This is a genomic window from Amycolatopsis sp. NBC_01286, assembly GCF_035982555.1.
Classification (GTDB): Bacteria; Actinomycetota; Actinomycetes; order Mycobacteriales; family Pseudonocardiaceae; genus Amycolatopsis.
On record NZ_CP108428.1, the window covers coordinates 548,244 to 563,124 of the forward strand.

Below are 14,881 nucleotides of genomic sequence, written 5' to 3' on the forward strand. Positions count from 1 at the left end.
CAACTACCGGCCTTCCACGTCGAAGATTCGTTCCCCGCCGTACGGCGCGGTCACACCGGGGATGTCGTATTCGGCGCGCTGGCCGCACATGCCGTAGCCGTCGGGGTTCGACGGCGTCGCGACCCGCACCCCCGATTGCTCGAGGTGACTCCCGTCGCCGTCGGCGAGCGCCTTGAGGTGCGCGCCGGTCAGTTCGGCGGCCTTGAGCGCCCCGGCTCGCCACCGCGGCACCCACTCCCAGGCCTTCGGCGCGACGAGCGCGACGGCCGCCCGGTGGAACGTCCGCAGCGGCTCCGGGTCGCCGTCGAGCAGCGCCTCGCGCAGCGGCAGGTAGCCGCGAATCGCCAGGTCACGGCGTCGTCGAGCGGCGTCGTCGGTCTTCGGCAACGCCGCGGCCTCGGCGTAGGCGGCGAGGTCGGCGAGCACCGTGGGCGGGAAAGTGAACACGGCGTCGCCGGCCTCGGGCAGGCCGCTGTTCTGCATGAGCACGGTGACGCGCAGGTCGCCGCCCTGCACCATCCGGTGCACGGTGCCCGGCGCGAACCAGGCGATGACCCCGGCAGCCAACGGCGTCTCGACGTAACCGCCGACGCTCAGCGTCTGCACGGCGCCGCGCCCACCCGTGACGACGTACGCCTCGGTGCAGGCGAGGTGCAGGTGCGGGCTGCCCCCGCAGACGCCGTCTTCGGCCGCCCAGTCGTAAGCCCGCAGGTGGGAGACGCCGATGCCACCCGGAAGGGGGAATTCGTCCATGGCTGCCTCTCAGAACCCGTGCGTGCCGAGGTAGCCGTTGACGCGGTCGCGATCCCAGGCACCATCGGCGACGACGACCCGATAGCGGTAGGCGAAGCTCTCCCCCGGAGGCAGGACGAATTCTTCGAAGAACGCCCACGAGATCGCCACGGTCGGCGTGTCCCGCGAACGGACGAACCAGTGCGACTCGTGGATCGAGCTGTCGTTCTCCGGGGCGTGCGCGAACACGAGCGTCGAATGCGCGTCGACGTCGTCGTGTTCGCCGACGAAGGCCAGCCAGGGCGCTTGCCTGCCCATCATCTCCTCGCCGCCCAGCTCACCGGGCCCGAGGATGCGGCCCCCGCTGAATTCGCGCGGACCACGCCAGTGCAGCCCGGTGTACCCGGCCATCTCGCGGCCGGCGGTGGTCGGGCTGCCGAACGCGAGCGGGGCGTCGCGGATGTTGGTCAGCTCGATCGCCCAGTCGATGGCCCAGGCGCCTTCGTCCGGCTCGACCGAGTGAACGACGATGTCGCGCCGCTCCCGAGCCCACTCCTCACCGCTGTTGGCGACCCAGGTGAGCTGCTCGGTGAAGGTCAGCCGGTCACCGTCGACGGTGAACCCGGCGAACGCGTCGTGCCGCATCGAACCGACGCGATCGGGCAGGTCCTGGTACCAATCGCCGGGGACGTAGGTGTGGCCGCCCCAGAAGTTCTGGCCGGACAGGTGGCTCGACGTCATCTGCAGGCCCTTGTGCCAGCGGTGGTCGGCCGGGCGGTAACCGCTGACGCGCCGTCCGCCGAGGGTGCGCAACGGATGGGTGTAGGGCTTGCGGGACTCGTAGGCCACGGGGTCGGGCTTGTACACATAGGACATCAACTGGACCCCGCCGGCTTCGACGGCGACGTGGTCGCCGTGCCGGTGGGTGACGGTGATCGCCGCGCTCACACCCGCACTCCTTCCTGCTCCACGCCCTGACCGGCGCCGGCCATCGACCGGTAGAAGTCGTCACCCGGCCCGATCTCGCCCCGGCGCACCCCGCCACCGGTGAAGGCCGACTTGTAGAGCGCCGCGACGAGTTCCAGCACCCGCCGCCCATCCGCCCCGCTGCACGGCGGCCGGCGCCCGGCCCGGAACGCGGCCAGGACCGGCGCGAACGCGGCGGTGTGCGAGCTGGCGACGTCGTCGGGCGGCCCGGCCCAGCGCGTCGTCCGATCGGCGACCACGTGCGGCGCCGGGGTGTAACGCCAGTCCTTGCCGCGGTAGCCGTAGAGGTGGGTGAGCTCGACGGTCGCGTTTTCGCAGTCGATCCGGATCCGGCTCACTTCGTCCGGCGACAGCACGCTGTTGACCACGGTCGCCAGCGCGCCCGACTCGAACCGGACGAGCGCCGTGGAGACGTCCTCGGTCTCGACGTCGTGCACGAGCCGCGCGGTCATCGCCCGCACCTCGGCCCAGTCGCCGAGCAGGTGGAGCAGCAGATCCATCTGGTGGATCCCGTGGCCCATGGCCGGACCGCCGCCCTCGCTCGCCCACCTCCCCCGCCACGGCACGGCGTAGTAGCCGGCGTCGCGGTACCAGGTCGTCTGGCAATGCGCGACGAGCGGATGGCCGAGTTCCCCGTCCGCGAGCAGCGTCCGGAAGTGCCCGGCAGCCGAGCCGAACCGGTGCTGGAAGACGAAAGCGGCGTAGGGCCCACCGTCCCGTTCGACGGCGGCGATCTCGTCGTACTCGGCGAGCGACCGGCACGGCGGCTTCTCACACCAGGCCCAGGCGCCGCTCTCGAGAACCTTCTTGACCTGCTCGACGTGCAGTCCGGGCGGAGTACAGATCGAGACGAGGTCGGGTTCCTGCTCGGCCAACAGGGTGTCGAGGTCCAGGTACGGCTTGGCACTCGCAGCCTCGGCACAGAACGCGGCGGCACGCGCTTCATCGACGTCCGCGACGGCCACCACCTCGACGTCATCACGATGGGCTTCGTACGCGGCCCAGTGACTTTTCGCGATCCCGCCCGCCCCGACAACGGCGACCCGTAAGCGCTTTCCGGTACGCAAGCTCGAACCTCCTCCCCTCCGCGGCGATGCCCGGCAACCGGCCCCTACACCCCGACGTCCCTGGAGCGCGGCCTCGTCGACCGTCGCAGAAAGCGCTTTCTCACGCAACAGGCCGTACCGCTGTCAACGTTGTCAGCGCCTGGTGTGCAACCAGAACGGACGAGAACGCACCGGCTCAGACTGGTCGGCCACCGCACTTGTGGGGGCCTGGCAACAGCGTCACGAATCAGAATCAGCGGGCAGACTTTGCTACCACACACGGTTCAATAGGTCATCGAAACCGGCCACGACAGCCGACCTAAGGTCGATCAGCGAATGTTGTCGCCAGAGATCGACGGCGGCAGCGATCCGCGGACCTCATCACTGCAAACCGACGTCAAGCGGACCCCCAGCCCTTGCCACCCCAGCCCGACATCAGAAAAGATTCGCAGGCTTCGCCACCGCACACCGAGAGGGTCAGACGGTCCACAGACCGTGCGCCCTCTTGCGGATCAGCGGCTCTTGCCCCGCAGGCTGCGTTTCCGCGGCTGCCGGCTTTCGGCGCGCATCGCCCGCACGTCCAGGAAAGCGACCACCCCGGACGCCAGCGCGGCGAACATCCCCAGGAACCGGCCGAAACCCGGCCCGATGGCGATGCCGGCCGCCTCGAAGATGCCCCGTTGGTCGGCGTCGAACTCCCAGTCGAGCGTGAGCCAGCCGATCGCCATCAGCAGCACCGACGCCGCGGCGACGACCAGCCACAGGTGCGGCAGGCCGCTGACCCGCACGTTCCGGACTCGTCCGAACACGACCACGACCAGCCCGGCCAGCAGCAACGGCAGCGGCGGGCACCAGGCGAAGAAGCTCGAGTCCCACGCGTCGCGGACGACCTGGTCGTGCGGCAGCTGCGAAAGGATGTCCTCGATGTCCGGCTTGTTGGTGCTGAGCGTGGTCCACGGGAGGAACGTCGAACCCAGCGCGAGCAGCCCGGCCGCCAGGCCGAGCCACTCGCGCCAGGTGACGCTCTTGACGGAAAACGGCTGTGTCATGAAAGCGGTCAGGAACCGACGCGCTCGATGATCAGCTCGCGGACCCGCTTGGCGTCGGCCTGTCCCTTGGTCGCCTTCATGACCGCGCCGACGATCGCGCCCGCCGCGGCCACCTTGCCGCCGCGGATCTTCTCCGCGATGTCCGGCTGCGACGCCAGGGCGTCGTCGATCGCCGCGAGCAGGGCCGAGTCGTCCGAGACGACCTTCAGCCCGCGCTTCTCGACGACCTCGCGCGGCGAACCCTCGCCGGCGAGCACGCCCTGGACGACTTCCTTGGCCAGCTTGTTCGTCAGCTCGCCGGACGTCACCAGCCCGATGACCTCGGCCACCTGAGCCGGGCTGATGGCCAGGTCGGCCAGCTCGACCTCGCGGGCGTTGGCCTCCTGGGCGAGCGTGTTGACCCACCAGCCGCGCGCCTCGTCCGGCATCGCGCCGGCTTCGACCGTGGCCGCCACGAGGTCCACCGCGCCGACGTTCAGCAGGTCACGCAGGGCTTCGTCGGAAAGCGACCACTCCTGCTGGATCCGCTTCCGACGCTCGGCCGGCATCTCCGGCAGCGTGCCGCGCAGTTCCTCGACCCATTCGCGCGACGGTGCGATCGGGACCAGGTCGGGCTCCGGGAAGTACCGGTAGTCCTCGGCGGTCTCCTTGGTGCGGCCGGGCGACGTCGAGCCGTCAGCCTCCTGGAAGTGCCGCGTCTCCTGCTTTATCGTGCCGCCGTCGGCGAGGATCGCCGCCTGCCGCGTCATCTCGTAGCGCACCGCGCGCTCGACGCTGCGCAGCGAGTTGACGTTCTTCGTCTCGGTGCGGGTGCCGAACTCGGTCGCGTCCTTCGCCATCAGCGAGATGTTCGCGTCACAGCGCAGCGAGCCCTGGTCCATCCGGACGTCGGACACGTCGAGCGCGCGCAGCAGGTCGCGCAGCGCGGACACGTACGCCCGAGCGACTTCGGGAGCCCGCTCGCCGGTGCCCTCGATCGTCTTGGTGACGATCTCGATCAGCGGCACGCCGGCGCGGTTGTAGTCGAGCAGCGAGTGCTCGGCGCCGTGGATCCGGCCGGTGGCGCCACCGACGTGCAGCGACTTGCCGGTGTCCTCCTCCATGTGCGCGCGCTCGATCTCGACGCGCACGACCTCGCCGTCGTCGAGCGTGACGTCGAGGTAGCCGTTGAAGGCGATCGGCTCGTCATACTGCGACGTCTGGAAGTTCTTCGGCATGTCCGGGTAGAAGTAGTTCTTCCGGGCGAACCGGCACCACTCGGCGATCTCGCAGTTCAGCGCGAGGCCGATCCGGATCGCGCCTTCGACGGCCTTGCCGTTCACCACCGGCAACGCGCCCGGCATGCCGAGGCAGGTCGGGCACACCTTCGTGTTCGGCTCGCCGCCGAACTCGTTGGCGCAGCCGCAGAACATCTTGGTGTTCGTGTTGAGCTCGACGTGCACTTCGAGCCCGAGCACCGGGTTGAAGCGTTCGATGACGTCGGCGTAGTCCATCAACTCGGCCACGGCAGTCACTTCGTTCCTCCCAGCTCCGGGACCTTGTGGACCAGCGAACCGCCGGCGGCGGCGTCGCGGGCGGCCTCGTAGGCGGCGCCGACCCGGTAGAGCCGGTCGTCGGCGAGCGCCGGGGCCATGATCTGCAGGCCGACCGGCAGCCCGTCCTCGTCGGACAGGCCGCTCGGCACGCTCATCGCGGCGTTGCCGGCCAGGTTCGACGGGATGGTGCACAGGTCGGCGAGGTACATCGCCATCGGGTCGTCGACGCGCTCACCGATCTTGAACGCCGTGGTCGGCGTGGTCGGCGAAACGAGAACGTCGACCTTCTCGAAGGCCGAGGCGAAGTCACGCGTGATCAGCGTGCGCACCTTCTGCGCCGAGCCGTAGTACGCGTCGTAGTAGCCCGACGACAACGCGTACGTGCCCAGCATGATCCGCCGCTTGACCTCGGCACCGAAGCCCTTTTCGCGCGTCAGCGACATGACCTCTTCGGCGCTGTGCGTGCCGTCGTCGGCGACGCGCAGGCCGTAGCGCATGGCGTCGAACCGGGCGAGGTTCGACGAGCACTCGCTCGGCGCGATCAGGTAGTACGCCGGCAGCGCGTAGGTGAAGTTCGGGCAGGACACCTCGACGACCTCGGCGCCGAGCGCGCGCAGCTGCTCGACCGCGGCCTCGAAGGACCGCAGCACGCCCGGCTGGTAGCCGTCGCCGCCGAACTCCTTCACCACGCCGACGCGGACGCCGGACAGGTCGCCGTTCGCGCCCTGGCGGGCCGCGGCGACGACCGGCGGGACCGGCGCGTCGATCGACGTCGAGTCCATCGGGTCGTAGCCGGCGATGACCTCGTGCAGCAGCGCGGCGTCGAGCACCGTGCGGGCGCAGGGCCCGGCCTGGTCGAGCGACGACGAGAAAGCGACGAGGCCGTAGCGCGACACGCCACCGTAGGTCGGCTTGACGCCGACGGTGCCGGTGACCGAGCCGGGCTGCCGGATCGAGCCACCGGTGTCGGTGCCGATCGCCAGCGCGGCTTCGAAGGCCGCGATCGACGCCGACGAACCACCGCCGGAACCGCCCGGGATGCGGGCGTGGTCCCACGGGTTGTGCGTCGGGCCGTACGCCGAGTTCTCCGTCGACGACCCCATGGCGAACTCGTCCATGTTGGTCTTGCCGAGGATGACGACGCCGGCTTCGCGCAGCTTGCGCGTCACCGTCGCGTCGTACGGCGGGATCCAGCCCTCGAGGGTCTTCGACCCGCACGTCGTCGGGATGCCTTCGGTGGTGAGGACGTCCTTCAGCGCGAGCGGCACGCCGGCCAGCGGCGACACGGGCGCCTGGCCACCGGCGATGCCCTCGTCGACGGCCTTGGCCGCGGCCAGCGCGCCCTCGGTGTCGACGTGCAGGAACGCGTGGACGTGGTCGTCCACCTCGGCGATCCGGTCCAGGTGGGCCTGCGTGACCTCGACCGCGGACACCTCGCGCGTGTGGATCTTCTCCGCCAGTTCCGCGGCGGTCAGCTTGATCAGCTCGGTCACTGCTCTTCCCCCAGAATCCGCGGCACCCGGAACCGGCCCTCTTCGGCGGCCGGCGCACCGGCCAGGGCCTGCTGCTGGGTGAGCCCGGGACGGACCACGTCCTGCCGGAAGACGTTCGTCAGCGGCACGGCGTGCGAAGTGGGCGGCACGTCTTCGGCGGCGACTTCGCTCACCTTGGCCACCGAGTCCAGGATCTGGTCGAGCTGGCCGGCGAAGACGTCGATCTCGTCGTCGGTCACGGCCAGCCTGGCCAGCTTCGCGAGGTGCGCGACCTCGTCTCGGGAAATGTTGGGCACGCGGGTGACTCCCGGGTTGTGCTGTGCGGGTTGTCTCGGAAGCTGCAAGTCTATGGTGGCGGCGTGGGCGGACTCGACTGGGTTACGCCCGGCGCAAGCCGAGTGCCGTCCGGCGACACCGAAGTCCCGCCCGGCGGACAGTGGGTCCCGCGAGCCGGGTGGGTCTGTCACAATCGGCGACCGGCATCGAGCGTCCCACGGCAAGGCTGGGACGCCAGAGGTGAGAGGGGCGCGTGGTGTCGTTCCTGATCCGGGTCATCCTTCCGGACAGCCCGGGGACCCTCGGCGCGGTCGCCACGGCCCTCGGCACGGTAGGCGCGGACATACTCAGCGTGGACGTCGTCGAACGCGGCACGGGCGTGGCCGTCGACGACCTGGTCGTCGAGCTCCCGTCGGGCCGCTTGCCCGACGCGCTGATCACGGCGGCGGAGAGTGTCGAGGGCGTCGAAGTGGACGCGGTCCGCCCGTACGCGGGCGTGCTCGACACCCACCGCGAGCTCGAGCTCGTCGAAGAGATAGCCGCGCGGCCGAAGACCGGTCTCGACATCCTGGCCGAGGGCGTGCCCCGCATCGTGCGCGCGGGCTGGGCGATGATCGTCGAGTACTCCGAGACCGGCGCCGTCCGGCTGGCGTCGTCGAGTGCCGCGCCGGAAACTCCCATCACGGACCTGCCCTGGCTGCCGCTCGAGCGCGCGACGGTGCTCGACAGCGAGGAGGCCTGGATCCCGGAAACGTGGAAGGAACTGGGCACCGAGCTGGCCGCGACCCCACTGGGCAAGCCAGGCAAGGCGCTGCTGGTGGCCCGCCCGGGTGGACCGAACTTCCGCGCCGCCGAAGTCGCCCGGCTCGCTCACCTGGCGGGGATCGTCGCGGTCGTCCTCGACGGCTGACGCGAGGTAGACCGCGTCGCCCGAATCCGGCAACGCCATCCCGGCCACCTGGCCGGGTGGTTATGCGCGGCCGTCAACAGCTGGTCGTGCATTCGCCGATTTCGACGACGCCCCGAGATCGTCGCGGCGGCCGAATGCCGGAGCGGGTCACGCAATTGCCGGAAAGGGGCGACGTCTCTTCTCAAGACGTCGCCCCTTCGACAACAAACCCTCGTCGCCCTCGCCCGGTCAGACGTCGATCTGATACGCGACCAGCGAGATGTGCAGGAACGGCCGCCAGTCGCGTTCGGGCAGCCGGGTGAACCCGAGGCGTTCGTAGAGCCGGTGCGCGCTGCGCATCCCGTCAAGACTGCTCAACACCACCCTGCGAAGTCCCAGCGTCCGCGCGCGATCGAGCACGGCCCTCGTGAGCGCCTCCCCGATTCCACGGCCACGCGCCGACGGCGCCACCGCGAGCATCCGGAACTCCAGCTCGCCCGGACGTGAAATCTCCGCGTACGCCGAACCCGGCCGCACGATCGTCACGCAGCCGAGCACGTCTCCCGCCTCGCCGACGGCGACGAGCACCTCGGCCAGCTCGACCCGTCGCGCGACGTCACGCAGCACCGCGTCGTACCCGACGTCTCCGGCCAGATGACCGTCGACGTCGTACGCCTGGACCGTGACCTCGCCGGCCGCCGCGTACTCCTCCGGCCGCGGTGGCCGGATCTCGACATCACCCATCCGTCTCCCCGGACTCGTCTTCGGTGGTCTCGTCGCCGGCCGGCAGCGCCACCTCCCGCGCCGCCTCGGGCCCCTGCTCCAGCAGGACTCGGAAGCCGGCCTCGTCGAGCACCGGCACCTTCAGCTGGACCGCCTTGTCGTATTTCGAACCAGGCGAATCCCCGACGACGACGAACGCCGTCTTCTTCGACACCGACCCGGCCGCCTTGCCGCCGCGGGCCATGAGGACCTCCTTGGCCTCGTCGCGGGAGAACCCGTCGAGCGAACCCGTCACCACGACCGACAAGCCTTCGAGGTTGCGCGGGATCGACTCGTCGCGCTCCTCTTCCATCCGCACGCCTGAGCGTCGCCACTTTTCGACGATCTCGCGGTGCCAGCCGACTTCGAACCACTCCTGGGTCGCGCGCGCGATGGTCGGGCCGACGCCGTCGACGTCCGCGAGCTCCTCCTCGGTGGCTTCCTCGATCCGCTCGACCGAGCCGAACTCGCGAGCCAGCGCCTGCGCGGCCGTCGGCCCGACGTGCCGGATCGACAGCGCGACGAGCACCTTCCACAGCGGGCGGTCCTTCGCCGCGTCGAGGTTGTTGAGCAGCTTTCGCGCGTTCGCGGACAACTCGCCGGCCTTGGTGCGGAACAGCTCGACCTCGGACAGGCTGTCCTCGTCCAGGTCGAAGATGTCACCCTCGTCGGCGACCACCCGCGCGTCCAGCAGCGCGACCGCCGCCTCGTAGCCGAGAACCTCGATGTCGAAACCACCGCGGCCGGCCAGGTGGAAGAGCCGCTCCCGCAGCTGCGCGGGGCAGAACCGGGTGTTCGGGCAGCGGATGTCCTTGTCGCCCTCCTTCTGGTAGGCGAGCTCGGTGCCGCATTCCGGGCAATGGGTGGGCATGACGAACTCGCGCTCGTCGCCCGTGCGCGCGTCCACCACCGGCCCGAGGACCTCGGGGATGACGTCGCCTGCCTTGCGGATGACGATCCGGTCGCCGATCAGCACCCCCTTGCGCTTGACCTCTTCCCCGTTGTGGAGGGTGGCGCGCGCGACGGTCGACCCCGCGACCGTGACCGGCTCGGTGACCGCGAACGGCGTCACCCGCCCGGTGCGGCCGACGCCGACCTGGATGTCCAGCAACGTGGTGATCGCCTCTTCGGGCGGGTACTTGTACGCGATCGCCCACCGCGGCGCGCGCGATGTGGTGCCCAACCGCCGCTGCAGCGACACCTGGTCGACCTTGATGACGACGCCGTCGATCTCGTGCTCGGCGTCGTGGCGGTGCTCGCCCCAGTAGGCGATGTGCTCGGTGAGTTCCTCGGCCGTCGTCAGGACCTTGCTGTGCGGCGACACCGGCAGGCCCCACGCCGCCAGCGCGTCGTACGCCTCGGACTGGCGCTGCGGCTCGAACCCCTGGCGTTTGCCGAGCCCGTGGCAGATCAGCCGCAGCCGGCGTTCCTTCGTGATCTTGGGGTCCTTCTGCCGCAGCGACCCGGCCGCAGTGTTGCGCGGGTTCGCGTACGGCGGCTTGCCGGCTTCGACCATCTTCGCGTTCAGCTCGAGGAAGTCCTCGACGCGGAAGAAGACCTCGCCGCGGACCTCGACCAGAGCGGGCACCGGGAACTGTTCGGTGCCCGTGAGCGTCTCGGGAACCTGCTCGAGCGTGCGCATGTTCAGCGTCACGTCTTCGCCGGTGCGGCCGTCACCCCGGGTGAGCGCCCGGGTGAGGTGGCCGTTTTCGTACAACAAGTTGATCGCCAGGCCGTCGATCTTCAGCTCGGCGAGTAACTCGGTCCGGCCGACCTCCTTCTCGACGCGCTCGACCCAGGCCAGGAACTCGTCCCGGTCGAACACGTTGTCCAGGCTGAGCATGCGCTCGAGGTGGTCGTACGCGGTGAACTCGGTCGAGAACGTGCCCCCGACCCGCTGGGTCGGCGACTCGGGGGTGACCAGCGCGGGGTGCGCGTCTTCGATCGCCTGCAGCTCACCGAGCAGCTCGTCGAACTGCCCGTCGGAGACGATCGGCGAGTCCAGGACGTAGTAGCGGAACTGGTGGTTGCGCAGTTCCTCCGCGAGCGCGCTGTGGCGCTCACGCACGTCGGCCGGGACGTCGGTGACGTCCTCGGCGGCCTCCGGGGCGGCCGCCGCCGCGATCTGGTCCTGGGGAAGGTCTGTGCTGCTCACGGGTGGTAACCCTAGTCGGCGGCACCGACATTTTCGGGCGTCCCGCCGCCGAGCCCGCGAACCAGTTCACGGAACTCCAAAAGGGTGATCGCGCCCACCGGTTCGGTCTCCGCGGTCTCGACACGCCGTAGTCGTTCGGCGGCCAGACGTTCACCCAATGTGGCGTCGAGGGGCAGGAACGTCATGGTCAGCCGCGCGGCCTCGTCGAGGTCCCGGAACCCGGGGTGGAAGACGGCGACGTCGACGACGTCCTCGTCCACCTGCGCGACGACCCGGACATCGGCCAGCGAGATCCGGTGCTCGCCGAGGTTGACGGTGACCTCGGTCGGATCGGGCACCGGCGGGACCGAGTCGTGGTACTCCCAGATGGCGTCGTCCGGCGGCGCGGTGGCCCGCCACGCGTCGGTGAACGGCCGCACCTCGGGGTCCTCCTGGCCGGTCACGACCAGGGCGTAGATCGACCGGCGACCACGTTCGAGCGAGAAGTGCAGCCGGGGGTGCAAGGCCTCGACCAGCTGGCAGAGCTCGTGTTCGACCCGGTGCGGCTCGCCCTCGCCGAGCGCCGCGCTGACCATCGGGAGCAGGTCGTACCAGCCTTGCCAGAACGTCTCCGCGGCGACGGCCGGGTCCGCCGGCACGTGCTGCTCCGGCCACGCGGTGCGCGGGTCGGGCGGATCGGCGGCGGAGCTCTTGCGGCGGAACAGGCGCATGGCTATCGGTGGTCCTCGTTCGTTCGGCTTCTCCGCCACGCTACTTGGCGTGGCGCGCCGACGTCGGCGAGTTGCCGAACTCCGTCACCAACGTTCCGGCGGCTCCACGAAGGCCTTGCCCAGCTCGCGGGACAGCTCGAGAGCCCGGCGCATCCAGTCCGGCGTCGCGCCGGCAAGACCGCAGGCGGGGGTCGGCACGGCGCGTTCAGCCAGGACGCTTTCGTTGAACCCGAGCCGGCTCGCCAGCCGGAACGGCGCTTCGCCGACGTCCTTCAGACTCAGCGGAGCGGCGGGTTCGGTGGTCGGGATCGCGCCCATGAACAGCGTCGCCCCGCCGTCCCACACCTCGCCGATCTCGTCGAGGAACGCGGCGGACACACCGTCTAGCACCCGGAGGTCGAACGCCAGCCCGTCCGCGCCGGCCTCGCGCAGCAGACCGAGCGGCGGTTCCGCGGCGCAGCAGTGCACGATCACCGGTTGGTCGGTGATCGCGCGCGCGCCTCCGATGACGGTGGCGAGCAGGTCACGAGCCTCGGGTCCCGGCACCGCCGCGACGTTCCCGTAGCCGGACGGCGTCGACAGCCCGCCGGCCAGCACCGTGGGCAGCGACGGCTCGTCGAACTGGACGACCACGGGAGCGCCGATCCTGGAACGAACCTCCGCGACGTGGTCCGCGAGGCCGTCGAGCAGAGACGACGTGAAGTCCCGCAGGGCACCGCGGTCCGTGAGCACCCGGTGGCCGCGGGGCAGCTCGATCCCGGCGCCGAGCGTCCACGGCCCGGCGAGCTGGACCTTGAAGGCAGGTGGCGTGACCCCGGCCTTCTCCTTGGCCTCCTGCAGCGCGTCCAGATCCCAGCGAAGCAGGTCGACGGCCCGCCGGTGCTCGTGCCCCGGCCGGGCAGTGACGCGGTAGCCGCTCGGCACGACCTCGACGGCCAAGTCGACCAGCAGCGCCGCCGTCCGCCCGAGCATGTCCGCCCCGACGCCGCGCGCCGGCAACTCCGGCAGGTGCGGGAAGTCCGGCAGCTCGCCGAACACGACCGCCGCCGCTTCCGCGGGGTCCGTGCCGGGCATCGAGCCGATCGCCGTCGCGGCACCGCTGGGCCAAGCTTGTTTGCTCACAACCCCGGATTCTGGTCGACCACCGGCCACCGACACCGACCGGGCCACCGCACCGCACTCCACGGAGGCGGACATACGCCGCATTTCCCGTTACGTGGTCCGTGGGCGCGTCCGCGCGGATAGGCTGCCCGGTCATGACGAGTTCGCCACCGCAACCGGGCTGGTATCCCGACGCGCGGGACCCGCGGCTGCACCGCTGGTGGGACGGTCAGGCCTGGACCGCCAACATGCGTCCGGCCCACCAGGTCCCGCCGAGCGACTCCGAGCCGATCGAGCTGGACATCGAACGTGCCCACGACCCGTCGCGGATCCAGAACCAGGTCAGTCGCGCCACCCGCGGCCGCGGCAGCGCGCGCAACGGCGGCGGGACGTTGTTCACCGAGCCTGTTCTGGTGGTGAATCAGCGCGCCAAGCTGATCGAGATGGCCAACGAGTTCGGCGTCTTCGACCAGAACGGCACCCGGATCGGCGGAGTCGTCGAGGTCGGCCAGAGCACGCTGAAGAAGGCGATCCGGCTCCTGACCAACTACGACCAGTTCCTGACCCACAAGTTCGAGGTCCGCGACGCCAACCACAGCACGGTGCTGAAGGTGACGCGGCCGGCCAAGGTGTTCAAGTCCCGATTCCTCGTGACCCGGGCCGACGAGTCGCCGATCGGTGAGATCGTCCAGGAGAACGTGTTCGGGAAGATCCGCTTCGGCTTCGTCGTCGACGGCCGCTCGGTCGGCGGGATCTTCGCCGAGAACTGGCGCGCCTGGAACTTCTCCATCCGGGACCACACCGGCAACGAGGTCGCCCGGGTGACCAAGACTTGGGGCGGCTTCATCAAGGCCGCCTTCACCACGGCCGACAACTACGTGGTCGAGATCCCTCACCCACTGCCGGATCCGCTGGCCAGCATGGTGGTCGCCGCGGCCCTCACGATCGACACCGCCCTGAAGCAGGACACGGACTGACCTAGTGACCGGCGTCTCATCTCCTCCAGGTGGACAGCGGGCCCGACACAGCTCAGGGTGAAGAAAGGCCGGGACGCCGGAGTCTCGCCGGGACGGAGGTCACCGTGGAACCGTTGCCGGAAAGCAGCGATCGGAACTGGACCGAACCCGGGATCTACGAGGTGTCGACGGGCGTCTACCGAATCCCGTTGCCGCTGCCCAACGACGGCCTGCGCGCGGTGAACGTCTACGCGATCACAGACGGCAAGAAGCTGGTCCTGGTCGACTCCGGCTGGGCACTGGACGTGGCCCGTCAACAGCTGACGGACGCCCTCGGCGGGATCGGTGCCGAACTTGCCGACGTCAGCGAGTTCCTCGTGACCCACGTCCACCGCGACCACTACTCGCAGGCGGTCGTGCTCCGCCGTGAGTTCGGTTCGAAGATCGCGCTCGGCCAAGACGAAGAGCCGTCGCTGAAGGTCTCGGGCAACCCTGAGCGATTGCCGATGGAAGCCCAGGTCGACCTCCTCTTCAAGGCGGGCGCCGGAGAGGTCGTCGAAGCACTGGGGCGCGAGTTCGGCACGAACCGGCGCCACCGGGAAGCCGATCTGTGGGAAGCGCCCGACGAGTGGCTGACACCAGGACGTCGATCGATCATGCCGGGACGCGACTTCGACATCGTCGCCACTCCGGGACACACGAGCGGACACGTCGTCTTCGTCGACGACGCGGCCGACCTGTTGTTCTCCGGCGACCACGTGCTCCCGCACATCACCCCGTCCATCGGGTTCCAGCCGGTGCCGGCCGAATTGCCTCTGAACGACTTCATGGATTCGCTGCGCCTGGTGCGCTCCATGCCTGACCGTCGCATGCTTCCCGCCCATGGTCCGGTGTCGGAGAGCGTGCACACACGGGTCGACGAACTGCTGGAACACCACCGTGAACGCCTCGAGACCATGGGCGGGCAGATCGCTGCCGGCGCGAGCACCGCGTTCGAGGCCGCGAACCGGGTCGGCTGGACCCGCCGCAAGCGCAAGCTGTCCGAAATGGACTCGTTCAACCGGATGCTCGCAGTCCTGGAAACCGCGGCACATCTCGACCTACTGGTTTCGCAAGGCAAACTGACCGCGCAGGTCGTAGACGGAGTCCTGCACTACTCGGTGACCTGAGGACTTCCTGCATACTGGGTG

At 70.0% G+C, this 14,881-nt stretch carries 14 protein-coding genes; 3 read left to right on the forward strand and 11 right to left on the reverse strand.

The genetic code is table 11. The features are described from left to right. Positions 1 to 3: 3 nt before the first annotated feature. The 7 genes from OG570_RS02545 to gatC all read right to left on the reverse strand — a co-directional run bounded on the left by OG570_RS02545 (position 4) and on the right by gatC (position 7,138). Positions 4 to 753 (reverse strand): cupin domain-containing protein, encoded by a 750-nt coding sequence (locus OG570_RS02545; protein WP_326955445.1) that lies wholly within the window; start codon positions 751 to 753, stop codon positions 4 to 6. A gap of 9 nt (positions 754 to 762) precedes the next feature. Continuing rightward, positions 763 to 1,680, reverse strand: coding sequence for a PmoA family protein (locus OG570_RS02550; RefSeq protein WP_326955446.1), 918 nt, complete (start codon positions 1,678 to 1,680; stop codon positions 763 to 765). Next, complete coding sequence (locus OG570_RS02555; protein ID WP_326955447.1) at positions 1,677 to 2,786, reverse strand: Gfo/Idh/MocA family protein; 1,110 nt, start codon at positions 2,784 to 2,786, stop codon at positions 1,677 to 1,679. The genes OG570_RS02550 and OG570_RS02555 overlap by 4 nt, the downstream gene beginning before the upstream one ends. Positions 2,787 to 3,277: 491 nt before the next feature. Beyond that, positions 3,278 to 3,814 carry a hypothetical protein gene (locus tag OG570_RS02560; RefSeq protein WP_326946871.1) on the reverse strand — a complete coding sequence of 179 codons (537 nt, stop codon included), beginning with the start codon at positions 3,812 to 3,814 and terminating at the stop codon, positions 3,278 to 3,280. A gap of 8 nt (positions 3,815 to 3,822) precedes the next feature. After that, positions 3,823 to 5,328 (reverse strand): Asp-tRNA(Asn)/Glu-tRNA(Gln) amidotransferase subunit GatB, encoded by a 1,506-nt coding sequence (gatB, locus tag OG570_RS02565; protein ID WP_326955448.1) that lies wholly within the window; start codon positions 5,326 to 5,328, stop codon positions 3,823 to 3,825. Then, on the reverse strand, positions 5,325 to 6,842 hold the full coding sequence (gatA, locus tag OG570_RS02570; protein WP_247061887.1) for an Asp-tRNA(Asn)/Glu-tRNA(Gln) amidotransferase subunit GatA: 1,518 nt from the start codon (positions 6,840 to 6,842) through the stop codon (positions 5,325 to 5,327). Before gatA ends, gatB begins: the two co-directional genes overlap by 4 nt. Further along, the gene (gatC, locus tag OG570_RS02575) at positions 6,839 to 7,138 is read right to left on the reverse strand and encodes an Asp-tRNA(Asn)/Glu-tRNA(Gln) amidotransferase subunit GatC (RefSeq protein WP_247061885.1); all 300 of its coding nucleotides are present in this window, start codon (positions 7,136 to 7,138) and stop codon (positions 6,839 to 6,841) included. Before gatC ends, gatA begins: the two co-directional genes overlap by 4 nt. Before the next feature lie 236 nt (positions 7,139 to 7,374). Between gatC and OG570_RS02580 the strand changes: the two genes are divergently transcribed. Continuing rightward, positions 7,375 to 8,028 (forward strand): amino acid-binding protein, encoded by a 654-nt coding sequence (locus tag OG570_RS02580; protein ID WP_326951804.1) that lies wholly within the window; start codon positions 7,375 to 7,377, stop codon positions 8,026 to 8,028. Between the two features lie 228 nt (positions 8,029 to 8,256). Here OG570_RS02580 and OG570_RS02585 read toward each other — a convergent pair whose 3' ends face one another. The 4 genes from OG570_RS02585 to OG570_RS02600 all read right to left on the reverse strand — a co-directional run bounded on the left by OG570_RS02585 (position 8,257) and on the right by OG570_RS02600 (position 12,756). Further along, complete coding sequence (locus OG570_RS02585) at positions 8,257 to 8,751, reverse strand: GNAT family N-acetyltransferase (protein WP_326955449.1); 495 nt, start codon at positions 8,749 to 8,751, stop codon at positions 8,257 to 8,259. Beyond that, complete coding sequence (ligA, locus tag OG570_RS02590) at positions 8,744 to 10,924, reverse strand: NAD-dependent DNA ligase LigA (RefSeq protein WP_326955450.1); 2,181 nt, start codon at positions 10,922 to 10,924, stop codon at positions 8,744 to 8,746. Before ligA ends, OG570_RS02585 begins: the two co-directional genes overlap by 8 nt. Positions 10,925 to 10,935: 11 nt before the next feature. Beyond that, on the reverse strand, positions 10,936 to 11,634 hold the full coding sequence (locus OG570_RS02595; RefSeq protein WP_326955451.1) for a hypothetical protein: 699 nt from the start codon (positions 11,632 to 11,634) through the stop codon (positions 10,936 to 10,938). An 84-nt stretch (positions 11,635 to 11,718) separates the two neighbouring features. Next, positions 11,719 to 12,756 (reverse strand): methionine synthase, encoded by a 1,038-nt coding sequence (locus tag OG570_RS02600; protein WP_326955452.1) that lies wholly within the window; start codon positions 12,754 to 12,756, stop codon positions 11,719 to 11,721. Between the two features lie 134 nt (positions 12,757 to 12,890). Between OG570_RS02600 and OG570_RS02605 the strand changes: the two genes are divergently transcribed. After that, positions 12,891 to 13,712 carry a phospholipid scramblase-related protein gene (locus OG570_RS02605; RefSeq protein WP_326955453.1) on the forward strand — a complete coding sequence of 274 codons (822 nt, stop codon included), beginning with the start codon at positions 12,891 to 12,893 and terminating at the stop codon, positions 13,710 to 13,712. 104 nt (positions 13,713 to 13,816) lie between these two features. Beyond that, positions 13,817 to 14,860 (forward strand): MBL fold metallo-hydrolase, encoded by a 1,044-nt coding sequence (locus OG570_RS02610; protein ID WP_326955454.1) that lies wholly within the window; start codon positions 13,817 to 13,819, stop codon positions 14,858 to 14,860. The last annotated feature ends 21 nt before the right edge of the window (positions 14,861 to 14,881 follow it).